Below are 22682 nucleotides of genomic sequence, written 5' to 3' on the forward strand. Positions count from 1 at the left end.
GGGACTGCCCCCAGTTTGGTTGACTCCTGACCTGTGAGGATTCGTCCTTGCTGGAAGGATCAATCTCGTGCCGAAACCGTTTCCTGCCGAGTTCCGAGCCGACGTCATCGCTGTGGCCCGCAAAGGCGAGGCGCCGCTGCGCCAGATCGCGAAGGACTTCGGGATCTCGGAGGCCTGCCTGCATCGCTGGCTCAAAATCGCCGACCGTGAGGACGGCGCCGGGCGGACCGGCACACCGTCAGCCGCTGCTGACGATGTAGCCGCGCAGCTGCGCGAAGCGCACAAGAGGATCAAACTCCTCGAGCAGGAGGCCGAAGTGATGCGCCGCGCTGTCGGCTACCTGTCCCGGGACGCCAACCCAAAATGATGTACCCGCTGGTCCTCGACCTTGCCGACGACGGCGTGCCCGTCACGGTGACCTGCCGGGTCCTGGGATTCTCGACCCAGGCGTTCTACAAATGGCGCAAAACACCCCTGGCGCAGCGCGATTGGGACGACGCACACCTGATCAACGCCGCCCGTGACATCCATGCCGATGACCCCGCCTTCGGCTACCGATTCATCGCTGATGAGCTCCCCGGGCGTGGGATCACCGCCGGCGAGAACCGCGTCGCACGGCTGTGTTCCCAGGAGCGCATCTGGTCGATCTTCGCCAAGAAACGTGGGCTGAACCGTCGGTCCGGGCCACCAGTGCACGACGACCTCGTGCAACGTCAGTTCAGCGCCCAAGCGGCCAACCAGGTCTGGCTGGCCGACATCACCGAGCACCGCACCGACGAAGGCAAGCTCTACCTGTGCGCCATCAAAGACGTGTACTCCAACCGGATCGTGGGCTACTCGATCGACTCACGGATGAAGTCCTCACTCGCGGTGGCCGCCCTGGATCACGCCGTGGCACTACGCTCACCTGTGGCGACGATCGTTCACTCCGACAGGGGAAGCCAATTTCGGTCTCGAAAGTTCGTCCATGCACTGTCGCACAACGGTTTAAATGGATCGATGGGCCGCGTCGGTGCATGCGGGGACAACGCCGCCATGGAGTCTTTCTTCGCCCTTCTGCAGCGCAACGTGCTCGACCGGCGACGCTGGTCCACCCGAGCCGAACTACGCCTGGCGATCGTGGCCTGGATCGAGCGGACCTACCACCGACGCCGCCGGCAACGCGCACTCGGGCGACTCACCCCGATAGAGTTCGAACTGCTCCACACACCAGTCGCAACCGCGGCCTGAAATTCACACCCCGCGAGTCAACTGAACTCGGGGCAGTCCCNGGGCGACTCACCCCGATAGAGTTCGAACTGCTCCACACACCAGTCGCAACCGCGGCCTGAAATTCACACCCCGCGAGTCAACTGAACTCGGGGCAGTCCCCTTTGCCTCATTGGATTGAGCTCAAGGATGACCAACTGCTCTGCAAATCGAGTACGTACACGGTCGGTCTGTCGTATTCGTCGGTGGCATAGGGCCGGGGTGGGTGTCGAGCGTGTCTCTGGCGAGGTAGCGCGCTCCACCCACCCCCAGAAAGTTGCGAAACCGCAGGTCACGCCTGACCGACCCGGCGTTCCTTCCACATACAACGGGACGCTTCGCAGCGGCGGCATTTCCAGCAAACGTGCTGGTAGGCGACTTGTGCTGCGCTGAAACGGAACCCGCTACCACTCGCAAACCCGCAGGTCACAGAGAAGATGAGGAGGTGATTCGTTGACCGGAAACGCCACAATGAAGGTCAAAGACATCACCGCTGGCCCGTGGTTCCGTTGGAACTTCAAGGGCAAAGGTGATCCGGCAGAGCGGTGCATCAGGTTCATCGAGACCTACTGCAGAAGTCCCAAGGGCGTGGGCCATGGCAAGCCGCTCAAGCTCGCCGAATTCCAGAAGTCATGGATTCGGGACATCCTGAAGCCCGGTATCCGCCAGGCCGCATTCCAGGCCCCACGAGGCGCGGGTAAATCAACTCTGTTGGCCGCCATGGCGGTGTGGGCGACGTTCGATAAGAACCCCACTGGTGAGCCGCAGGTAGTCATCGTGGCCAAGTCGGTTGGGCAGGCTAAGAAGGCGATCTACAACGTCGCTTTGAAGATGGTCAAGAGTGAGCCCGAACTCGCTAACCGGGCCAACATCTACAAGGGCATTGGGGATACCCGGTTCGTCGCGAATGACGAATGCGGCGGCGGGGAGTGCTCTCCGATCGCTAACGACGTCGACACGCTCCAGGGCCTAGACCCGTCGCTAGCGATTGTGGATGAGATTGGGTTTCAGCCTGTCGCAGTCTGGAACGCCTTAGTCATGGCTTCTGGTAAGCGGACGGCTTCCCTCGTGGTGAGTATCGGTACACCTGGACCCGATCACCGCGAGTCGGCGCTGTGGAGCCTGCGGGAAGCACACCTAGACGGCCGCGCACCGGCCGGTGTGAGTTTTACCGAGCTATCCGCGCCCGAAGGGTGTGACTACCGCGATGAAGCGATGTGGCGGCTAGCCAACCCGGCCATCGATGAGGGTTACCTCGGCATCGATGCCCTTCGCAATGACGTCGCGATGATGATCGAATCCGAGTTCCGCCTGTACCGGCTGGCTCAATTCGTGGAAGGCGTGGACTGCTGGCTAGGCACCAACGGTGACCGCGTGTGGTCGGACCTCAATTCTCTAGACCATCGCCTAGTACCTGGTGAGCCTGCGACAGTCGGGATAGACGTCGGATTGTCCAGCGACACAACGGCAGTCGTCATCGGTCAGTACCAACCCGATGGTGTGCTCTATACCGAATGCAAGATCTGGCACCCGACGGCAGACGGCACCGTGGACCTTGCCGACATCATGGGCTACCTGCGCGAACTAGACCGGACGTACAGGCTATCCGAGATCGCCTACGACAAAAGACTATTCGAACTGCCCGCGCAGATCCTGGCTGATGAAGGTCTCCCGATGGTGGACTTTCCACAGTCGGTTGAGCGGATGACCCCGGCGTGCAAAGAGATCTACGAGGCGATCATGCGCAGAGAGATCTCGCACAACGGGGACGAGCTGTACAAGCGGCAGATTCTCAACGCCAAGCCACGCCTCGGTGAGCACGGATTCACCCTAGAGAAGCGCAAGAGCCGCGGAAAAATCGACGCCGCAATCGCTTTGACGCTGATGCACGCCCGCGCACAACGGCCGGCTCCCCAGAAGGCACCGGCATTCGTTCTGTAACAACATAATTGGAGCACCATTTGTCACCTTTCACGCGGACATTCCGCACCCCAGATCCGCCACCACCGGTGGAGCAACGCAACTATTCAATCTCCGATCCCAACATGTTCGCCCTGTTCGGCGGTGCCCCGTCGCTGGCCGGGGTCACTGTCAACGAGACATCCGCACTTGGTCTATCGGCGGTGTTCCGTTCGGTAAGTCTCATTGCCGGATCTATCGCAGCGCTACCACTTCGCACCGTGCAGACCCGTCCCGACGGCACCACGCAGCGGACAACCAGCTGGCTCGACACTCCCGCGGGACCGGATGGAATCACGGACTACGAGTTCGTAGAGACCATGCTGTTGCACTTGCTGTTGCAGGGCAATTTCTTCGGACTCAAGATCTACGGCGGCGCTGGCCAGTTGCTTGGACTCCAGCCGGTCCACCCTACGGCGGTTGGCATAGAGGTGAAGGACGGCCGCAAGGTCTACCGAATCCAACTGGCCAACGGCACGTCCACCGAACTCACTGACCGCGACGTAGTTCATATCCCGGCGCTGAGTTCCGACGGTATCCGTGGACTGAGTCCGATCACTGTTGCTCGCAACTCTTTTGGCACGTCCATCGCAGGGGAGAAAGCGTCCTCGCGGCTGTTCGGTTCTGGTCTGCTGGCCAGCGCTATCGCGACAGTGGACGAACAGCTGCCAGAAGAAGACGCCAAGGCCATTAAAGAGGGCCTGGACCGCAAGCTGGCCGGGGTGAATAACGCCGGTGAAATCGCCTTCATCAACCGCAGCGTGACCATCACCCCGTGGTCTATCAGCCCGGCGGATGCCCAGTTCCTAGAGTCGCGCGCGTTCCAGGTGGACGAGGTATCCCGGTGGTTCGGCATCCCGCCGCACCTACTCGGTCAAACCCAAAAGCAAACGTCCTTCGGTGCAGGTCTCACCGAACAGAACCGCGGCTACGCTCGGTACACGTTGTCTGCGTGGACAAGTCGCATTGAGGCGCGTCTCTCTCGCCTCCTATCGCCAAACCTCGCATGCGAGTTCGACTATTCCGGCCTCGTGCAGCCCGATCCCGAAACTGAGATCACGCTACTGATCGCCCAAGTACAGGCCGGTCTCCTAACCAAGAATGAGGCGCGCCGAATCAGGAACATGCCTGCATTGCCTGACGGCGACCAACTGACTCCAGCCATTCAGTCGGTGGCCGCAGGTGAGTGATATTGAACGGCGCTGTCTAGAACTCCGCTCCGAAGTCAAAGGTAACCGAATCAGTGGGTACGCCAGCGTGTTTAACGAACGCGCAGATATCGGCCCGTTCCTGGAAGTGATCGCACGGACCGCGTTCGATGCCGTGCTAGCCGATCCGGCGACCGATGTGCGCGCGTTTCTGGACCACGATTCCGGCAAGCTACTGGGCCGCCAATCGTCGTCCACGTTGCGGCTGTCCCAGATAGCCGGGGCCTGCATTTCGAGGTTGATTTGCCCGACACCGGCCCAGGACGCGATGCCCGCGAATTGATCGCCCGCGGCGACCTGACCGGGGTTTCGTTCGCGTTCCAGTCCGGTAAGGACGAGTGGAGCGTTCACGAGGGCAGAGACCTCCGCACGCATCACAGTGTGTCGCGATTGATTGAAATAAGTCCGGTCAGTCTGCCTGCGTACCAGGGGACTTCGGTCTCTCTCCGCTCCAAGCCAAGTACCACAACCCTTATCGACAGCCGTACTCAAATGATCCTGGCACGCGCCAAGGCCAACCTTACGAAAGGCAATTGATTGACTATTGAACAGATCCTGGCCAAGCTCCAGGAAATCTCCGCACTCGGTGAAACCCGCTCGCTCACTGATGAAGAGGTCACCTCTTACGAGGAACTGGAGGGCCAGTTGAAGGCCGCCCAGAAGACCGCCGAACTGCGTAGCCGCACCGCTGCATACGTTGCGCCTAATGCCTCGTTGCAGGCCGGTGTCCACGTCGCTACCGCCAAGGGTGACGACGGGCTAGACGTTGCGTTCCGGTCGTATCTTCGCACCGGACAGTCGAATTCAGATATGACCGAGCTCCGCGCACTGGGCAGCGGCGACAGTGCGGGCGGCTACCTTATCCCGCCCGGTTTCCGCGACAAGCTGGTAGAGGTACAGAAGGCCTTCGGCGGATTGCTCAACGAGGTTGAGCAGTTGCCGACTCAGAACGGTGCGACCATCGAGTACCCGTCCAACGACGACACGGCGAATCAGGGTGCTATCACCGCTGAGTCGGCAGTGTTCGGCGGCGGAGACGATCTGGCCTACGGCACCGTGTCGCTGCCTACGTACAAGTTCACGTCGGCGGGCACTGGAAGTCTGCCGCTGCGCGTTCCCGTCGAGCTGATTCAGGACGCGTTCTTTCCTATTGAGGCGCACATCGCTAAGAAGCTCGGCACCCGCATCATGCGCAAGATGGCGGCCGAGGCCGCAGTCGGCTCCGGAAGCAGCGAGATCTTCGGTATCTGCCACGCAGGCCTGACCGAAGACAAGGCGCTGACTACTACCACCACGATCACCTACGCGGATCTGTTGGACCTTGAGGCCAAGCTGGACCCGAGCTACGAACAGAATGCCAAGTGGGTTTTCAATAAGGCGACGTGGACCGCTATCCGCAAGTTGGAAGACGACAACGGCCGACCGCTGATCTTCGATCAGGCTGCCTCCGGTATCGCTGGCGCACCGCAGAAGACGTTGCTCGGATATCCCGTCGTTCTGGACCAGACTTTCCCGAATGGCATCGGTGACAGCGCCAATTTCGCTGTGCTGGGCGATCTTCGAGAGGCCTACGTCTGGCGCTCCGTGGAACAGCTTGCCGTGGTGGTGAATCCGTACACCCGCGCTAACAACGGTGAAGTCGAATTCACCGCTTGGCAGCGCGCGGGCGGCGCAATCCAGAACCGCAAGGCCTACACGGTTCTCGCCACTCAGGACGTCTAAGTGAGCTGGCAGCCTAGCTATGCAACCGCTGCCGACCTGGCAAGCTGGCGCGGGATCGATCCCGATGATCCCGCGCTGGCCTTGGCCACCGAGGCAGCATCACGCGCTATAGACAAGGCCACCGGCCGCCAGTTCGGCGTGGCAGATGAACCCGTGGCCCGCTTCTATCACCCCGACCGCCCGCGGCACGAACACCGACATTTCGGCTACCTGCCTTACTTCGGCGGGGGATACCTGCGCCACCGCCACGGCGTCGACATCGATGATCTGATGACCACCGATGGTCTAGAGGTCTTGGTGGATGTGGGCGGCGCATACCAGTCGGTCACTGACTTTGATCTGACCCCGCTGAATGGCGCGGCTAATGGTCGGCCGTGGACCCGTCTGGAGACAACCACGCCGCTACATGGCCGTGTCCAGATCACCGCAACGTGGGGATGGACCGCAGCGCCCGATGCAGTGAAGCTGGCCACGCTCATTCAGGGAAGCCGCTTCTACGAACGCCGGGAAAGCCCCGCGGGCGCACCGACTCTTAATCGCGTCGATGACGTCGAGATGCGATGGTCCGCTGGGACCGCAGATCTCGACGCCGATGTGCTGGCCAGCATTGCGCCATTTCGGCGGTTGTGGGCAGCGGTCTAGGGAAGCTGTTTAGGGGTAGAGCGGCGGAAGATTCTGGGGGGCAATGCTTTACCGGAATGTCCGCGCAAATCGGCTTTGGCGGCCTCTATCAACTCACTTGCCAGACGATGCAGTTCGTTCGCATCAACCGTTGACGCCACAGCCTTATCGATTTCTGCCCGCAACCGCATCGCGAGGGCGGCGCTCTCCCCGGCGGTCATTAGGTCGCGGAGGTCGTAGTCCTTTCCTTCCCATTGCATTTCTGCGGAGTAGGACATGATCGCCTCCGTGTGAGACCTGTCCTTATCTTCAAGGTGAGAGAGCATCATCCGAATCGGCGCGATTAGCGCACGTTCCAACAGTTGATTGAGGTGCTGGTAACCCCGCTGGACCTCTTGACTCGTATAGGCGGTTATCTCGTCGCTATGGTCCAGTTGGTTAGCGGCGGCGAAAGCCAGGATGTCCGCGCGCACGTAGGACGCGACAATAGGATCGGGACTCGCGGCGGCTGCTGCTCGGATGCCGTTAGCCCAGTGGATCACCGCGAGCAGCGTCTTGCGCTTGTCGTCTGCATTCCGCCGCTCAAACTCCAGCAGCGCCTCGTGCTTTCGATCTTCGCGTCTCGTGAAGAACGGAACTATCTGGCCCGCGATGGCCGCCGCAATGGCCGTCAGCGCACCAGCTACAAATGACCAGTCCACGATGTACCCCCCTCTCATGATGCTAGCTCGCCCGCGGTTTCGTCGGTACCTGCCTATACCCTCATCGCTGCCGCCTTGTTGTGCGGGGGATAACGAAAGGGGTATGCAATGAACGAATACGAATGGGGTCACGCACAAGTGAGTTACCCCGACTGGCGTGGCACGGCGCAGCTCGATAAGAGAATGGGCGCAAGCGTCTATGACCTCACCGGCATCGACCAAGAAGAGTGGATGATCATCGGGCTTGATTTCGGGGCTGGTGAATCGGGGACGTTCAACCCTCATGTCATCGCCGTACGAAAATCGGAATGGCCGCCTACGGAGCTGTCCGAGATCCGAGCGGTCGACATCCAGATTCACAACGGTATCGACCCGTTTGAGTTGCTTCTGAAGATCACCCACATGCTGGACATGCGTTTCCGCATCAGCTCTGTCAAGGATTCCACCATCACCATTACGGAGCATCTGGACGAACCTCCGCAGGAGTAGACCAAACGCAAAACCGCCCCCGTCGCATTGACGGGGGCGGTTGTCGTTGTGGCACTAGGCAGGTCCGCTTACGCACGGCTGTATGTAGAGGGCTTGTCCGTGCTGTGGCCGACCCTCCCTTTCTCCTGGGCTAGCGATCGGTCCCATCGAAGCTTTAACCCCCAGAAGTCATCAGCCTCACTGAAGGCGACGAGGCGTCGCTCTGGATACCGCGCGACAAGCGCGGCCACAATCCTGGTGCCGATGCCTCGCCCGCGATATTGGCTGGCAACCTCAAGCAGGTGAATCCTCAGTGTCACTGCGCCGATGTCGGGCGCTTCATAGCCGGGGAGACCGCCTACGTCGAGGGTGTTGTGAAGCTCGACGCGCGCCACAACTAGGCCGCCATCTAGCACTTCCTCGTACCAACGTTTGTCGGGCTCGTCGTGAGTCCGTTGCCATCCAAACTTGTATTCGTCGGACAATTCGAACGGCTGGTGCCTCTCGACAAACTCCAACTGCGAACCTCCGTGCATCTAGTTCAGCCCGCCTGGCCCGCAGCCGCCGAGCATTTCAGCGATGACGAGCATGCCCAACCGGTGACCCTCGGGTCCGTTCGGGTGATCGGGGTTGGCGTCGCAGCGCTCTAGGAATTTGACTTGCTGCGGTGTCAGTCGGGAAGTGTCGTCACGCCACGTGGCGGTGATGTCTCGCATGTTGACTGAACGTAGCGGCCGAAAGTGCGTAGCGGAATGGATGTATGCGGCAATGCATACACTCTTGACGCCGACGTACCGACGGGGCGGGAGGACGGTACGCAGTTCGGTACGTTTTTCCCCCGACGGGCACTGATGGCAGATGACGGCGAATAGCGTCTTACCTGCATAAACCGCCATTTGCCATCATCATCCGTCGTCAGCAAACTGCCTGGTAGCGATCGTTCGGGACGAAGAGGTCGTGGGTTCGAATCCCGCCACCCCGACTCGCGTTGATGCAGGTGAGAGGCCCTGACTGGTCATTCTGGTCGGGGTCTTTTTCTGTTGCGGGTGGTCAACCGCCACCAAGGGCTGGGTGCTGCGCCGCGCGTTGATTGAGTGTCCACGGCCGACCTTGTGAAAAATGCGAAGCCAGCACTCAATCGACGATGAGGTCGCGCAAGAAACGAACGGCCCGCCCCCGGGGAAGTCGCCTGGCTGGGCACGTGGCGTGTCCTCACTGATGTGAGGCGCGTCCACAGGTGTGGCCGGGGGTGCGGACCGCTCGGTTCATTTCTGTGGTGATTCCATCACCTGCCTTTCACTTGACGGTGGGCGTGACCGCGGTCGCGGCTGTCGCAGTAGGTGGGCTGCGTTGGACTGCGCGCACGGGGTGCGCGGGTCCGCGCCAGGGGCGAATCATCACACCGAAGTACCGGCGAGCCGATCGCGAGCGGAGCAGGGGAGCGACGGTGGCCGTTGGTGGCGCTGGTGGCCGGCGGTGCGCGGTGAGTGCAGCCGCGGACAAGATGTCGTCCACCTCGGCGAACAGCGCCACGACATCGGGATCCAGGAACCAGATCTCCCGGTCGATACCGATGACGGTGCCCTCGATCGCTGTCATCGTCGCCCGCTCGTTGCGCCCGTCGTCTCTCATGGCCCAGCTAGGCGTTGATGACCTTGCGTCCACGATCGTGATCGTTGCGGCCGATCGAGATCTTGCGAGGCTTGGCCTTTTCGGCCACCGGAATCCGCAGCCGTAGGACCCCGCCGTCGTAGGACGCGTCGATCCTGTCGGTATCGAGATTCTCTCCCAGCACCAACTGCCGGCTGAACACCCCACGAGGGCGTTCACTGGCCAGCATCTCCCGCCCGGGATCAACATCTGGCCGTTCCGCACGCACCGTCACCACATTGCGCTCGATATCCAGATCCAACGACTCTTCCTCGATCCCGGGCAGATCGAATTCGACGACGAATTCTTCGCCTGCGCGCCAGGCATCCATCGGCATCACCGTCGGGCGCGCCGCGGTCCCCAACACCTGGTGGGCGAAGCGGTCGAGGTCACGGAACGGATCGGTACGCACCAACATGGTCGCCACCTCCAACTCTCCAATCTGATGTCAGACACTCAATTTATCTATGCCACATGGCATACATTTTGTATAGCACCTGAGCCACCTATAGGCAAGGAGCGGCCCCGTAATTTTCTGACCGCGAATCGCCGACCCCCGAGAACACCCACTTCCCGCCAGTGCGGCCCGAGCCCTGGTGCAGCCCTCCGGGGGGGGTGACCGAGTGCCCGTGCGCTCACGCGGAGACAAGCGGCGCCCGACAAAGGGTTCGGTGATGCCGGCCTTCGTCCACGCGGGCACATCGGCGAAGAAGTTCACGGCGCAGAACCCGAAGTAGGTCGCGCAAGGAGGAGAAAATCTCATGTCGCGGGGGTAGACATGCGCCGCCGGAATGGTTATATTCTCTCTCGTAGACAGAACAGAGGATGATGGCACGGGAGAGACGAACTGCCCGTGGCAGTACGAAGATCGGAGACGGAGAGAACCGCGAGAAGCGTTGCAGTACACAGCGGTTCGGACCGTCTAGCAGAGATGCAGTACCCGAAGTGAAGCAGTACCCGCAAGTGCAGTACCCGAAGTGAAGCAGTACCCGCAAGTGCAGTACCCGAAGTGAAGCAGTACCCGAAGTGCAGTACCTCTCTCGCGCAAGGCAAGAAGAAGGGAGGAGTTACCGTCGGATCGCCCGTGATGGTAAGTCGGGTCGATACCGCATTTTTTCAGCAGTGTCGATAGATGGTAGTTATCTCCTCAGGGCCGGCGGCCCCGGTGTGATTGTGCGCTCCGGGGTTGCCGGCCCTTCTTTGTGCTCCAGCAAGATGTTTCGAAAGGTGTTGTGGAACAATCGAATAGCGGTTCTGCCGACGGTAACCCGAATGACAAGATCGACGACGAGGACTACCCCGCGTACAGCATGGGTAGCGCCGCCCGAATTCTAGGAACCACTCCAGGATTCCTACGCAGCCTCGATGAGGCGAAACTGCTCACCCCCCAGCGATCCGACGGCGGGCACCGCCGCTACTCGCGCTATCAACTGCGGATCGCGGCCAGAGCCCGCGAACTCGTCGACAACGGCACCGCACTCGATGCCGCGTGCCGCATCATCATCCTCGAAGACCAACTCGCCGAAGCCCGCACCATCAACGCCGAACTTCACCGCAGCCTCGACCAGCGAGCTGACCCACCCGGTGAGCATCCCCAAACCTAAAACCCCGCCGATCCCCTTCGGTTCGTTGATCCCGAACCAAACCCGCCGCTGGCCGCTCCACTCGCCCTTGCCGCCCATCGACTTGAGTTCGATTGTCAGCGCGACCACTACCGATCACCGCATAGCGGCCGACGCCCCCGCCACAGCAACCGATAGGGTCGGCACCTGATGACAGGTGCCACGAAGAGCTGGATCCAGCAGCTTCTACAGTTCGACCGCGACGGTGACGTGTTCGTCTACCCCGATCCGAAGGGCGGTCCGGGACCGCGGCTGTTCGGCGGAATGATTGCCGCCCAGGCGCTCGGTGCTGCCGGTGCCACCGTCGAACCGGACAAGCTCCCGCAGTCGCTACATCTCTATTTTGTTCGCGGCGGGCAGTACGGCGTCGATATCGAACTGCGGGTCGAGCGCACGCGCGACGGTCGCTCGTTCGACACCCGACGGGTGACCGCAGTGCAACAGGGGAAGGTCATTCTCGAGATGATCGCCTCATTTCACCGCCCCGAAGCCGGCGCCGATTGGTTCGCGGCCGCAACGCCCGCCGTCGAATTCGACGCAGCGATACCGAAAACTCCCGATCTCGAATTCGCCAGCCGATTCGATATCCGCGCAACGCCGACCGACACGTCGCTATTCGCGGTTCCGCCATTTTGGATCCGGACCAAAGACGCGATCGAGGACGACCCGTTGACCCGGGCGGCCACGTTGACGTTCATGTCCGATCTCGGCCCGGTGCCGGTGGCACGTCCGCCGGGGACACCGCTCCGGCCCGGCCTCGGCTTCGCCGCCAGCCTCGACCATTCCGTCTGGTTTCACCGTCCCTTCGACCCGCAGCAGTGGCACCGCTACGAGGTGAACCAGGCCAACAGCAGCGATTCCCGCGGGTTGGTGCACGGTGCGCTCTACGACAGGGCGGGAACACTCATCGCGAATACCGCGCAGGAAGCGCTCTGGCGGATCTGAGGAATCTACAGACGGTCCTTGACTGCGGCTGAAATGCGCGCGCCATCGGCCTTGCCCGCCGCAATTGCGTTGGCGGCCTTCATAACCAGTCCCATCTGCTTGGGTCCGGGCCGTTCGCCGATTTCCTCCGCGACCTGAGCCATAGCCGTGTTGACCACATTGGCCAATTCGTCGTCGTTGAGCTGCGTTGGCAGATACTCGTCGATGACGCTGGCCTCGGCACGTTCGTTGGCCGCCAACTCGCCACGGCCGTTGGTGATGTAGATCTGCGCGGCCTCTCCGCGCTTTCTGGCCTCGCGAGCCAGCACCTTGGTCACGTCCTCGTCGGTGAGCTCGCGCGGCACCTTGCCTGCGACCTCCTCGGTCTGGATTGCCGCCAACAGCATCCGCAGGGTCGCCGTGCGCAGCTTGTCCTGTGCCTTCATCGCCGCGGTCAGATCAGATCGCAGCCGGTCTTTGAGTTCGGCCATGCCCGAGACGCTACGCGCCTGGGCATGCGGCCCGGCGCAGACGCACGTTGTCAATTCCGGCAGTCATCGACAGGATGGTCACCATGAGCAACGACGACGGGGGTGTCGGCCGGTGAGCATGCCCCCAACGGGCCCCGGTTGGCCGCCAGAGGCTTATCCGCCACCGCCGCCGGGGTATGGGCCCCCGCACCAAGGTCCACCGGGCTATCCACCACCGGGCTATCCCCCGCAGGGCTATCCCCCGCCCGGCTACCCGCCCCCCGGCTACCCGCCCCCCGGCTATCCACCGCCTCAGGGTTATCCGCCACCTGGCTACCCGCCGCCTTCGGGCTACCCGGGGTATCCACCTCAGGGCTATCCCGGGTATCCGCCGCCGGGATACCCACCACCCGGGTATCCACCGCCCGGCTATCCGGCCGCACCACCGATGGATCTCAAGCCCGGGATCATCCCCCTGCGGCCGCTGAGTCTCAGTGACATCTTCAACGGCGCCGTCATCTACGCCCGGCGCAATCCGAAGGCGACGCTCGGACTGACCGCCGTCGTCGTCATCATCAGTCAGGTTCTCGGGCTGATCCTGCAGGTCGGGCCGCTGGCAGCCATCGGTCAGCTGGACGCCCTGCGGGGTGAGAGCACTTCCATGACCGCCGTGATCGGCGCATCGGCGACGTCGATCGTCAGCGCGGTCATTCAGGCGTTGGCCGCGCTCGTGCTCAGCGGCATGCTCACGGTGATCGTCGGTCGCGCCGTATTCGGCTCGTCGATCACCATCGGCGCCGCCTGGACCAGGATCCGCGGGCGCATCCTGCCGTTGATCGGACTGGCTCTCCTGGAAGGGGTCGGTGCTGCGCTCCTGGTCGGCGTCGTCGTGCTGGTTATTGTCGCTGCCGCGGCGGCAGCCAACGGCGTGGTGGCCGCAGTCATCGGAATCCCGCTCGGCTTCGGTCTTTTGGTGGCGCTGATCTATCTGGGCACCGTGCTGTCGTTCGCACCCGTGACGATCGTCCTGGAACGGTTGCCCATCATCGCCGCAATTCGACGCTCGTTTGCGTTGGTGCGCAACGACTTCATGCGCGTGCTTGGCATCCGGCTGCTGGCCAGCGTGGTCACCTGGGTGGTGGCCGGGGCCATCGCGATCCCGTTCGCCATCGTCTCCGCCGTCACCGGCACCGACTCCACCTCGGCGGTCCTGATCGGCACCGTCGTGGCCACCATCGGCGCGATCATCGGGCAGATCATCACGACGCCGTTCCTCGCCGGTGTGCTCGTGTTGCTCTACACCGACCGGCGCATGCGCGCCGAGGCGTTCGATCTCGTATTGCGCACCGGTGCCACGGGTCCCGCGGCACCGTCGGACTCGACCGATCACCTGTGGCTCACCCGGCAGTGAGGATCAGCACGCTGTGCCGACGGTAGACATCGATCGCGACGCCGCCCACGAAGCGGCCCAGCGCGAGCTGAGCAAGCCGATTTATCCGAAAGGGGATCTGACCGAACGGCTTTCGCGATGGCTCGACGAGATTCTGTATCGGCTTCTGCTCAAGGGTTCCACGGTTCCGGGCGGCTGGTTCACTATTGTGCTGCTGCTGGTCCTGCTCGCAGTGGCGATATTCATCGCCGTCCGCATAGCCCGACGGACGATGCGGACCAATCGTGGCGGGGATTACCAGTTGTTCGGTGCCGCCGAACTCAGCGCCGCCGAGCACCGGGCGACCGCAGAGCAGTGCGCGGCACGGGGCGACTGGGCCGCTGCGATCCGGCATCGCCTGCGAGCCATCGCCCGTCAACTCGAAGAGACCGGCGTGCTCACTCCGGTACCGGGGCGCACCGCCAACGAGCTGGCCCGGGACGCCGGACAGTCGCTACCCCGGCTTGCTAGGGAACTGTCCGGCGCTGCAACGACGTTCAACGATGTCACCTACGGTGAGGTCCCGGGGACGTCAGCGGCCTACCGTGCCGTCGCCGATCTCGACGAGCACCTGCGCACCCACACGGTGGTCGCTGGGAATGCCGAGGCTCTACCGGCACCATCTGGCGACAACTGGGCGGACGTGCGATGACGGCCGGGCCGGTAACTCCGACCGCCGCACGTCAGTGGCGCACCTGGCGTTGGGCCGGACTGGCGCTCGTCGTCATTGCTCTCATCGCACTCGCCAGCGCGTGGCTGACCGCACCGCGCCCCGGCGGACGAATGGACCCGGAGTCGACCTCGTCCGACGGGGCGCGGGCACTGATCGCGCTGTTGCGCGACCAGGGGGTGGAGGTGGTGGTCGCCGATACCGCCTCCGAAGCGCGACAGGCTGTCCGCGACGGCTCGCTGCTGCTGGTGGCGCAGACCGGATACACCGCTGCCCCGGAATTGTTGCGACCGCTGGCCGACGCACCCGGAGACCTGCTGCTGATCGAGCCGGCCGCGCGTACCAGAGAAGCCTTGGCACCCGAATTGCGAAGGGCACCGGCCATCGGGCTCAGCGGGGCACCCGATTGTGACCTCCCCGAAGCGGATCGGGCCGGAACCGTCTCGCTCGGGACGCCCGATGCCTATGCCGCGACCGACGACACGACCCACATCACCAGCTGTTACGGCGGTGCGCTGGTCCGATATCACGCCGGCGGGCGCCAGATCACCGTGGTCGGCAGCGCGGACTTCCTGACCAATTCGACTCTGCTTCAGGAAGGCAACGCCGCTCTCGCGATGAATCTGGCGGGTGCGCAGCCTCGGCTGATCTGGTACGCGCCGCAGCATCCCGATGGCGAAACCAGTCCCGGTGCATCGATATCCGACCTCGTCCCCGAACAAGTCAGCTGGATCGTCTGGCAGGCATGGTTGGCGGTGGGTCTGATCGCATTGTGGAAGGTGCGTCGCATGGGCCCGCTGGTCACCGAGGACCTGCCGGTGGTGGTACGGGCCTCGGAGACCGTCGAGGGGCGCGGCCGTCTCTACCGGTCCCGTCGGGCTCGCGACCGGGCGGCCGAGGCACTGCGCACCGCCACCCTGCAACGACTTTCGCCGCGGCTCGGACTGGGCGCCAATGCCCAGCCACCCGCGATCATCGCCACCATCATGGCGCGCAGCGGCGGTCAGCTCACCGATCCACAAGCCCTGCAGCACAGTCTGTTCGGACCGACACCCAGCACCGACGACGACCTGGTCCAGCTCGCCCACGCACTCGACGACATCGAAAGGCAGGTCGCACACTCGTGACACAGCCAGCACCCGCATCCACCCAGACCGGAACTGCCACAGCGGAATCGGCACGTGCCGCCCTGCTCGATCTGCGCGCCGAGATCGCCAAGGCCGTCGTCGGCCAGGAAGCCGTGGTCAGCGGTCTGGTCATCGCACTGCTGTGCCGCGGCCACGTCCTGCTCGAAGGCGTTCCCGGCGTGGCTAAGACACTGCTGGTACGGACGCTGGCCGCCGCGCTGCAACTGGAGTTCAAACGCGTCCAATTCACTCCGGACCTGATGCCGGGCGACGTCACCGGGTCCCTGGTGTACGACGCGCGCACCGCCGCGTTCGCATTCCGCGAGGGTCCGGTGTTCACCAACCTGATGCTGGCCGACGAGATCAACCGCACCCCGCCGAAAACGCAGGCCGCACTGCTGGAGGCCATGGAGGAGCGCCAGGTCAGCGTCGACGGGGATCCCCGCCCGCTGCCCGATCCGTTCATCGTCGCGGCCACCCAGAACCCGATCGAATATGAGGGTACGTACCAGTTGCCGGAGGCTCAGCTGGACCGGTTCCTGCTCAAACTGAATGTGCCACTGCCGCCGCGGGACCAGGAGATCGCGATCCTCAACCGGCATGCCCACGGCTTCGATCCGCGTGACCTGTCCTCGATCCGCCCGGTGGCCGGACCGGCCGAACTGGCCGCAGGTCGCGAAGCCGTCCGGCAGGTGCTCGTCGCCGATGAGGTGCTGGGGTACATCGTCGATGTCGTGGGTGCCACGCGGCAGTCACCGTCGCTGCAACTGGGTGTCTCCCCGCGCGGGTCGACCGCGCTGCTGGGCACGGCGCGCTCGTGGGCCTGGTTGTCGGGCCGCAACTACGTGACTCCCGACGATGTCAAGGCAATGGCCAAACCGACACTGCGACACCGAATCGCCCTGCGTCCCGAGGCGGAACTCGAAGGCGCGACGACGGACGGTGTGCTCGACGGCATCCTGGCCGCAGTCCCGGTGCCCCGGTAGTGGTCCTTACCCGCCGCGCCGGGTTGGTCGCACTGGTCTGCATCCTGCCCATCGCGGTAGCGCCTTGGCCTGCAATCGCATTCGCGGCACTGCTGACTGTCCTGGTGGTCGCCATCGCCGCAGATGTCGCGCTGGCCGCCAGTACCAAGAGCTTGGACCTGACCCGCAGCGGTGACACGTCTGCACGGCTGGGCGAACCCGTCGACATCGCGCTGTGGGTGACCAACACCGGCGGGCGCCGGTTCCGCGGACTGGTGCGCGATGCGTGGGCGCCCAGCGCCAGAGCCGAACCACGCACACACGCAGTGGATATCGCTGCCGGACAACGCCAGCGGGTGGATACCCGGCTGCGACCCGTGCGCCGCGGCGATCAGCAGTCGGCGGTGGTGACCGCCCGCTCGATCGGGCCGCTGGGCCTGGCGGGCCGGCAGAGCTCGCACCGGGTGCCGTGGACGGCGCGCATCCTGCCGCCGTTCCTGTCCCGCAAGCACCTGCCGTCGCGGTTGGCGAAACTGCGCGAGCTCGACGGTCTGTTGCCGGTACTGATCCGCGGACAGGGCACCGAATTCGATTCCCTGCGTGAGTATGTCGTCGGCGACGACGTACGCTCCATCGACTGGCGGGCCACTGCTCGCCGCGCTGATGTCGTGGTGCGCACCTGGCGGCCCGAACGTGACCGGCGCGTCGTCATCGTCGTCGATACCGGCCGGACCTCCGCGGGCCGGGTCGGCGTCGACCCGACCGCGTCCGACCCGGGCGGCTGGCCGCGGCTGGACTGGTCGCTGGATGCCGCGCTGCTGCTCGCCGCCTTGGCGGCGCGGGCCGGCGACCATGTCGACTTCCTCGCCCACGACCAGGTACCCCGGGCCACGGTGGTCGGGGCATCCCGCACCGAACTGCTGGCGCAGCTGGTCACGGCGATGGCTCCACTGCAACCTGCGCTCGTCGAATCCGATGCGGCTGCAACGGTGGCCACCATCCTGCGCCGTACGCGCAGACAGGCGCTGGTGGTGCTGTTGACCGATCTGAACTCGTCCGCGCTGGACGAGGGGCTGCTGCCGGTGCTGCCGCGACTGTCGGCCAAGCATCAGGTGATCGTCGCCGCAGTCGCCGATCCGCGGGTCGACGACCTCGCCGCCGGGCGCAACGATGCCGCCCAGGTGTACGACGCGGCCGCCGCTGAACGGTCCCGTAACGACCGGCGAGCGATCGCGTCCCGGTTGCGGCGTAGCGGCGTCGAGGTGGTCGACGCACCGCCGGAGGAACTTGCGCCCGCGTTGGCCGACCGTTACTTGGCGATGAAAGCCAGCGGGAAGCTCTAGCTCGCCAACGCCACGTCGGGGGCGTCTTCGACGTCGCCGGTCTCACCGGCGCGCACCGCACGGCGCCCGAAATACACGACGTAGCCGAGGAATGCGGCTTCGGCGAGCACACCAATGCCGATTCGCACTAAGGTCGGCAACGGCGACGGTGTCACCAACGCCTCGATGAGGCCCGAGATCAGCAATACCACAACCAATCCGACAGCGACGGAGACGACTGCCCGCCCCTGCTCAGCAAGCACCTGCCCGCGTGGCCGGTTCCCGGGTGAGATCACCGACCAGCCCAGGCGCATTCCGACTGCGGCGGCCAGGAAGACCGCAGTCAATTCAAGAAGTCCGTGCGGCAACAGGAGTCCCACGAAAAGTGGTCCCTTGTCGGCGTGGAACATCAGCCCGCCGATGACCCCGAGGTTCTCTGCGTTGTCGAAGAGCACACCTGGGATGGTGACGCCGAGCAGGATCGACGATGCGATGCACTGGGCGGCCACCCAGGAGTTGTTCACCCACACCTGCAGTGCGAACGACGCCGCCGGGTGCTCGCTGTAGTAGGACTCGACGTCATGGTTAATCAATTGATCTATGTCAGAAGGGCTTCCGAGGGCCGATTGCACCTCGGGGTTGTTGGCAACCCAGACACCGATCACGGCGACCACGAGGAAGAACCCGACCGCGGAACCCAACCACCAACGCCAGGACCGGTAGGCGACCACCGGGAACGAGACCGTCCAGAACCGGACGAATTCCCGCCACAGCGGGGCGTGCGCACCCGTCACCACTGAGCGGGCCCGCGCGACCAGTGTCGAGAGTTTGCCGATCAGGACCGAATCCGAGGAGGTGGACCGCACCACGGACAGGTGCGTGGACACTCGCTGGTAAAGCTCGACCAACTCGTCGACCTCGGCGCCGGTGAGCCGTCGACGCCTTTTGACCAGCGCCTCAAGCCGGTCCCACGTCGCCCGGTGGGCTAGCACGAACGCGTCGACATCCACCAGGCAAAGTCTAGTAGCGTCGCCGGTATGGCCACGCCGTATACGTCGCCCGTGCCTTCAGGCACGGTGGTGACCGGGGACGCCGTCGTGCTCGACGTGCAGATCGCTCAACTACCGGTGCGGGCGCTCGGCGCGCTGATCGACGTGACGGTGATGTTCCTCGGCTACATCCTCGGGGTGGTCCTGTGGGCGATGACGCTCAGCGAGTTCGACTCCGCCCTGTCGGGGGCGGTGCTGATCATCTACACGGTGTTGGTGATCGTTGGCTATCCGGTGGTGTTCGAAGTAGCGACCAGGGGCCGCTCGTTGGGCAAGATGGCGATGGGCCTGCGCGTCGTCGCCGAAGACGGTGGCCCGGAACGGTTCCGCCAAGCCCTCTTTCGCGCGCTGGCCTCCGTGGTGGAGATCTGGTCGTTCGCCGGGGGGCCCGCGGTGATCTGCAGCCTGGTTTCGGCGAAGGGCAAACGAATTGGCGATGTCTTCGCCGGGACCCTGGTGATCAGCGAGCGTGGACCGAAGCTGGGGCCACCGCCGACGATGCCACCGGGCCTGCAGTGGTGGGCGGAGTCGCTTCAGCTGTCCGGCCTGAGGACCGAACAGGTCGAGCTGGCTCGCCAGTTCCTCAATCGCGCGCCCCAACTCGAACCCGCATTGCGCGACCAGATGGCTTACCGGATCGCCGGCGAGGTGTCCGCGCAGATCTCGCCGCCACCGCCCCCGGGCGCACCGCCGCAATTTGTCCTGGCCGCGGTACTGGCCGAGAGACACCGCCGGGAGCTGGCCCGGCTGGCTCCGTCGGCGACAGTCGCCAGCCAGGTGCAGCCGCCATCGCCGCCGCTGCCGCCCGCGCCCTACTGGGGCCCACCTCAAAACCAAGCGTCACAGGGGCCGCCCCCACCAGCCCCGCCGCAGGACCACTCCGGCTTCGCTCCGCCGACATGAACAAACCGTAAATGGGACATGACTGTCCCATTTTGAATGGTTCGTGTTATATTTTGGCGCATGACCGCGCAGCTGGGTGAGGATAGTGGGCCTCGTGCCCGCACCCGCAAGGCGATCCTCGAGGCCGCCATGACGGTTCTCGCCGAGAGTCCCGCGGCGCCGCTGAATGAGATAGCCACCGCGGCCGGTGTCGGACGCAGCACGCTGCACCGCCACTTCCCCGAACGCACAGATCTGATTCACGCCCTCGCCAGGCACGTGCACGCACTGAGCACCACCGCCATCGAGGAGGCTGAGCCGCTCAGCGGCCCGCCGATCGCCGCACTGCGGCGCGTCGTCGAATGCCAACTCGATCTGGGCCCGATTTTCCTTTACGTCTACAACGAGCCGACCGTGATGGCCGATCCCGAACTCAGGGCTCACCTCGACACCGGTGACGAGGCCATCGGGGAGGTGCTGACCAGGATGTCGTGTACGGCGACACCGCCCGGCTGGGCCCGACGGGTGTTCTGGGCCCTGATCCAGGCCGGCGCCGAGGCCGCCAGGGCCGATGGGACACCCAAGCACCAGATCGTCGACGCGATCATCGACAGCCTCACCGAAGGCGCCATCAACCCGAACCAGGGCTGACGCCCTACCCCATATTTCTTCGCACTTCAGGAGCACCACATGTCAACCCGCCTCGACTCCGTGGCGAATTCTTCAACGCCGAGCGCCCCGCGCAGTGCCTGGCTGGCACTGGCTGTGCTGCTGCTTCCGGTGCTGTTGGTCGCGATCGACAACACCGTGCTGGCGTTCGCCCTGCCGGTTATCGCTGAGGACTTCCGGCCGGCGGCGTCCACGCAGCTGTGGATAGTCGACGTCTACTCGCTGGTCCTCGCCGCACTGCTGGTGGCGATGGGCAGCCTCGGCGACCGGCTCGGCAGACGCCGCCTGCTGATCATCGGGTCCACCGGTTTCGCCGCGGTTTCTGCGGTGGCGGCTTTTGCGCCCAGTGCCGAGTTTCTCGTCATCGCCCGTGCCGCCCTCGGCGTATTCGGCGCGATGCTGATGCCCTCGACCATGTCGTTGATCCGCAACATCTTCGCCGACGCGGCATCACGACGGCTCGCGATCGCGATCTGGGCCTCGTGCTTCACCGCCGGCTCGGCTCTCGGCCCGATCATCGGTGGCATTCTGCTGCAACACTTCCACTGGGGTGCGGTGTTCCTGATCGCCATCCCGATCCTGCTACCGCTATTGGTGCTCGCTCCGCGGCTGGTGCCTGAATCACGCGATCCCAATCCGGGCCCGCTGGACCCGATCAGCATCGTGCTGTCCTTCGTGGCGATGCTGCCGTTCGTCTGGGCGATCAAAACCGTCGCGCACGACGGCCCGTCGGCTGCCGTAGTCGCCGCATTCGTCGTCGGAGCTGTATCCGGTGTGCTGTTTGTGCGTCGCCAGAAGCGCAGCGCGACACCGATGCTCGATATGGATCTGTTCAAGCACGCGCCGTTCAGCTCGTCGGTGCTCGCGAACTTTTTGTCCATCGTCGGCCTGATCGGCTTCATCTTCTTCATGTCCCAGCACCTTCAGCTGGTGCTCGGGCTCAGTCCGTTGGCCGCCGGTCTCGTCACACTGCCAGGCGCGGTGGTGTCGGTGATCGCCGGAATCGGCGTGGTCCGGCTCGCGAAACACTTTGCACCACAGACCCTTATCGTGGCCGGGTTGATCGCGGTATCGATCGGCTTCTTCATGATCCTGCTCTTCCGCCACAATCTGTCGATCACCGCGGTGGTCATCTCGTTCATCGTTCTCGAGTTCGGTGTGGGAATGTCGCAGACCATCTCCAACGACACCATCGTGGCGTCGGTACCGGCGGCGAAGTCCGGCGCCGCATCCGCTGTCTCCGAGACCGCCTACGAATTGGGCGCCGTCGTCGGCACCGCGGTGCTGGGCACGATTTTCAGCGCCTTCTACCGCGCCAACGTCGACGTTCCGAGCGGTATGACGCCGACCCAGACCGCCGATGCCGCCGAGAGCATCAGCGGTGCGAGTGCGGTGGCACAGACCCTGCCTGCAGGTGCATCGAAGCTACTGATGGACTCGGCGCGGGTGGCGTTCGACTCCGGTATCGCACCGACGGCGGCCATCGCCGGCTCGCTGACTCTGATCGCGGCGGTCGTGGTGGGGCGGACATTCCGGGGCAAGGCACCCAGGTCCCAGCGATAGCGCACCGCATGCCGAAGGTGTAGCAGGCATACGCGGCCGACGTGCCCTGCCGGCGTGCCCTTCAGTGCTGGAACGCGAAGAACATCACCACGACATCGACGATCAGCAGGATCCAGGCCACCACCGGCACCAGGTATCCACGCGGAAGCCGCGCGGTGAAGAAGGACAGCACTACCGCCACCACAGCAATAACCGGCGGGCCGTACAACATCACGGTGTACGCCGTCTCAGAAGGCAAATGTTCACACGCCTGCGCGCTGCACGCCGACGTGCCCAGGACCGCGCCATAGGCAAAGAACATCGCCGCGGCAGCGCCGGGGATCGTCAGCAACGCCAGCACCCAGTTCGTCAGGGTGGTTCTGCGACCGGTGTGTTCTGGCGTCATTGAGTTCACTGTGGTGGCCTACCCAGGT

General features: G+C 64.1%; 24 protein-coding genes and 1 pseudogene. 17 read left to right on the forward strand and 8 right to left on the reverse strand.

All coding sequences use genetic code 11. The features are described from left to right. Positions 1-67: 67 nt before the first annotated feature. From H7J73_RS07465 to H7J73_RS07490, 6 genes and pseudogenes are all read left to right on the forward strand, one after another. Positions 68-1230, forward strand: a protein-coding gene (locus H7J73_RS07465; RefSeq protein WP_264066692.1) for an IS3 family transposase whose coding sequence is annotated in 2 segments (ribosomal slippage) — positions 68-362 and positions 362-1230 — 1164 coding nt in all. Because the reading frame shifts where the segments join, the coding sequence is not laid out codon by codon here. Positions 1231-1701: 471 nt separating this feature from the next. Then, positions 1702-3189 (forward strand): terminase TerL endonuclease subunit, encoded by a 1488-nt coding sequence (locus H7J73_RS07470; RefSeq protein WP_264066693.1) that lies wholly within the window; start codon positions 1702-1704, stop codon positions 3187-3189. A gap of 68 nt (positions 3190-3257) precedes the next feature. Continuing rightward, on the forward strand, positions 3258-4397 hold the full coding sequence (locus tag H7J73_RS07475) for a phage portal protein (protein WP_264066694.1): 1140 nt from the start codon (positions 3258-3260) through the stop codon (positions 4395-4397). A gap of 67 nt (positions 4398-4464) precedes the next feature. Then, positions 4465-4952: pseudogene (locus tag H7J73_RS33825) on the forward strand (HK97 family phage prohead protease). Next, positions 4953-6137: a phage major capsid protein gene (locus H7J73_RS07485; RefSeq protein WP_264066696.1), complete on the forward strand. Its 1185-nt coding sequence runs from the start codon at positions 4953-4955 to the stop codon at positions 6135-6137. After that, positions 6138-6779 (forward strand): hypothetical protein, encoded by a 642-nt coding sequence (locus tag H7J73_RS07490; RefSeq protein WP_264066697.1) that lies wholly within the window; start codon positions 6138-6140, stop codon positions 6777-6779. On the opposite strand, the gene H7J73_RS07495 is transcribed toward H7J73_RS07490, so the two are convergent. Next, positions 6776-7459: a hypothetical protein gene (locus H7J73_RS07495; RefSeq protein ID WP_264066698.1), complete on the reverse strand. Its 684-nt coding sequence runs from the start codon at positions 7457-7459 to the stop codon at positions 6776-6778. The genes H7J73_RS07490 and H7J73_RS07495 overlap by 4 nt on opposite strands. 108 nt (positions 7460-7567) lie before the next feature. Between H7J73_RS07495 and H7J73_RS07500 the strand changes: the two genes are divergently transcribed. Continuing rightward, positions 7568-7948, forward strand: coding sequence for a hypothetical protein (locus H7J73_RS07500; RefSeq protein ID WP_264066699.1), 381 nt, complete (start codon positions 7568-7570; stop codon positions 7946-7948). Between the two features lie 68 nt (positions 7949-8016). Here the strand turns inward: H7J73_RS07500 and H7J73_RS07505 are convergent, their stop codons facing one another. The 4 genes from H7J73_RS07505 to H7J73_RS07520 all read right to left on the reverse strand — a co-directional run bounded on the left by H7J73_RS07505 (position 8017) and on the right by H7J73_RS07520 (position 9995). Continuing rightward, positions 8017-8445 carry a GNAT family N-acetyltransferase gene (locus tag H7J73_RS07505; protein WP_264066700.1) on the reverse strand — a complete coding sequence of 143 codons (429 nt, stop codon included), beginning with the start codon at positions 8443-8445 and terminating at the stop codon, positions 8017-8019. A gap of 18 nt (positions 8446-8463) precedes the next feature. Beyond that, a complete protein-coding gene (locus H7J73_RS07510) occupies positions 8464-8643 on the reverse strand; it encodes a hypothetical protein (protein ID WP_264066701.1) in 180 nt (59 codons plus the stop codon). A gap of 580 nt (positions 8644-9223) precedes the next feature. Further along, positions 9224-9559, reverse strand: coding sequence for a hypothetical protein (locus tag H7J73_RS07515; protein WP_264066702.1), 336 nt, complete (start codon positions 9557-9559; stop codon positions 9224-9226). Between the two features lie 7 nt (positions 9560-9566). Further along, positions 9567-9995, reverse strand: coding sequence for an Hsp20/alpha crystallin family protein (locus tag H7J73_RS07520; protein WP_264066703.1), 429 nt, complete (start codon positions 9993-9995; stop codon positions 9567-9569). 814 nt (positions 9996-10809) lie between these two features. Here H7J73_RS07520 and H7J73_RS07525 point away from each other — a divergent pair. Both H7J73_RS07525 and H7J73_RS07530 read left to right on the forward strand, forming a co-directional pair. Beyond that, on the forward strand, positions 10810-11181 hold the full coding sequence (locus H7J73_RS07525; RefSeq protein WP_264066704.1) for a helix-turn-helix domain-containing protein: 372 nt from the start codon (positions 10810-10812) through the stop codon (positions 11179-11181). A 168-nt stretch (positions 11182-11349) separates the two neighbouring features. Continuing rightward, the gene (locus tag H7J73_RS07530) at positions 11350-12144 is read left to right on the forward strand and encodes an acyl-CoA thioesterase (RefSeq protein WP_264066705.1); all 795 of its coding nucleotides are present in this window, start codon (positions 11350-11352) and stop codon (positions 12142-12144) included. A gap of 5 nt (positions 12145-12149) precedes the next feature. Here H7J73_RS07530 and H7J73_RS07535 read toward each other — a convergent pair whose 3' ends face one another. Beyond that, entirely contained in the window at positions 12150-12614 is a 465-nt protein-coding gene (locus H7J73_RS07535; protein ID WP_264066706.1) for a GatB/YqeY domain-containing protein, read from the reverse strand. Here H7J73_RS07535 and H7J73_RS07540 point away from each other — a divergent pair. From H7J73_RS07540 to H7J73_RS07560, 5 genes are read left to right on the forward strand one after another with little or no spacing between them, the layout of a single operon-like run. Then, positions 12613-14004, forward strand: a complete 1392-nt coding sequence (locus tag H7J73_RS07540; protein ID WP_435405444.1) for a DUF7847 domain-containing protein — start codon at positions 12613-12615, stop codon at positions 14002-14004. The two genes, H7J73_RS07535 and H7J73_RS07540, sit on opposite strands and share 2 nt — an antisense overlap. 13 nt (positions 14005-14017) lie before the next feature. Next, positions 14018-14674 carry a DUF4129 domain-containing protein gene (locus tag H7J73_RS07545; RefSeq protein ID WP_264066707.1) on the forward strand — a complete coding sequence of 219 codons (657 nt, stop codon included), beginning with the start codon at positions 14018-14020 and terminating at the stop codon, positions 14672-14674. Then, complete coding sequence (locus H7J73_RS07550; protein ID WP_264066708.1) at positions 14671-15819, forward strand: DUF4350 domain-containing protein; 1149 nt, start codon at positions 14671-14673, stop codon at positions 15817-15819. The genes H7J73_RS07545 and H7J73_RS07550 overlap by 4 nt, the downstream gene beginning before the upstream one ends. Further along, positions 15816-16805, forward strand: a complete 990-nt coding sequence (locus H7J73_RS07555) for an AAA family ATPase (protein WP_264066709.1) — start codon at positions 15816-15818, stop codon at positions 16803-16805. Before H7J73_RS07550 ends, H7J73_RS07555 begins: the two co-directional genes overlap by 4 nt. After that, on the forward strand, positions 16805-18127 hold the full coding sequence (locus H7J73_RS07560) for a DUF58 domain-containing protein (RefSeq protein ID WP_264066710.1): 1323 nt from the start codon (positions 16805-16807) through the stop codon (positions 18125-18127). Before H7J73_RS07555 ends, H7J73_RS07560 begins: the two co-directional genes overlap by 1 nt. On the opposite strand, the gene H7J73_RS07565 is transcribed toward H7J73_RS07560, so the two are convergent. Next, positions 18124-19116: a stage II sporulation protein M gene (locus tag H7J73_RS07565; protein ID WP_264066711.1), complete on the reverse strand. Its 993-nt coding sequence runs from the start codon at positions 19114-19116 to the stop codon at positions 18124-18126. The genes H7J73_RS07560 and H7J73_RS07565 overlap by 4 nt on opposite strands. A gap of 27 nt (positions 19117-19143) precedes the next feature. On the opposite strand from H7J73_RS07565, the gene H7J73_RS07570 reads away from it, so the two are divergent. The 3 genes from H7J73_RS07570 to lfrA are packed head-to-tail and all read left to right on the forward strand — an operon-like array spanning position 19144 to position 22269. Then, positions 19144-20058 (forward strand): RDD family protein, encoded by a 915-nt coding sequence (locus H7J73_RS07570; RefSeq protein WP_264066712.1) that lies wholly within the window; start codon positions 19144-19146, stop codon positions 20056-20058. Between the two features lie 60 nt (positions 20059-20118). After that, positions 20119-20688: a TetR/AcrR family transcriptional regulator gene (locus H7J73_RS07575; protein ID WP_264066713.1), complete on the forward strand. Its 570-nt coding sequence runs from the start codon at positions 20119-20121 to the stop codon at positions 20686-20688. Positions 20689-20727: 39 nt separating this feature from the next. Beyond that, positions 20728-22269: an efflux MFS transporter LfrA gene (gene lfrA, locus H7J73_RS07580; protein ID WP_264066714.1), complete on the forward strand. Its 1542-nt coding sequence runs from the start codon at positions 20728-20730 to the stop codon at positions 22267-22269. A gap of 61 nt (positions 22270-22330) precedes the next feature. Here the strand turns inward: lfrA and H7J73_RS07585 are convergent, their stop codons facing one another. Continuing rightward, complete coding sequence (locus H7J73_RS07585) at positions 22331-22654, reverse strand: hypothetical protein (protein ID WP_264066715.1); 324 nt, start codon at positions 22652-22654, stop codon at positions 22331-22333. Between the last annotated feature and the right edge of the window lie 28 nt (positions 22655-22682).

Origin of the sequence: Mycolicibacterium komossense (assembly GCF_025822605.1) — a bacterium.
In the GTDB taxonomy this organism is placed as follows: Bacteria; Actinomycetota; Actinomycetes; order Mycobacteriales; family Mycobacteriaceae; genus Mycobacterium; species Mycobacterium komossense.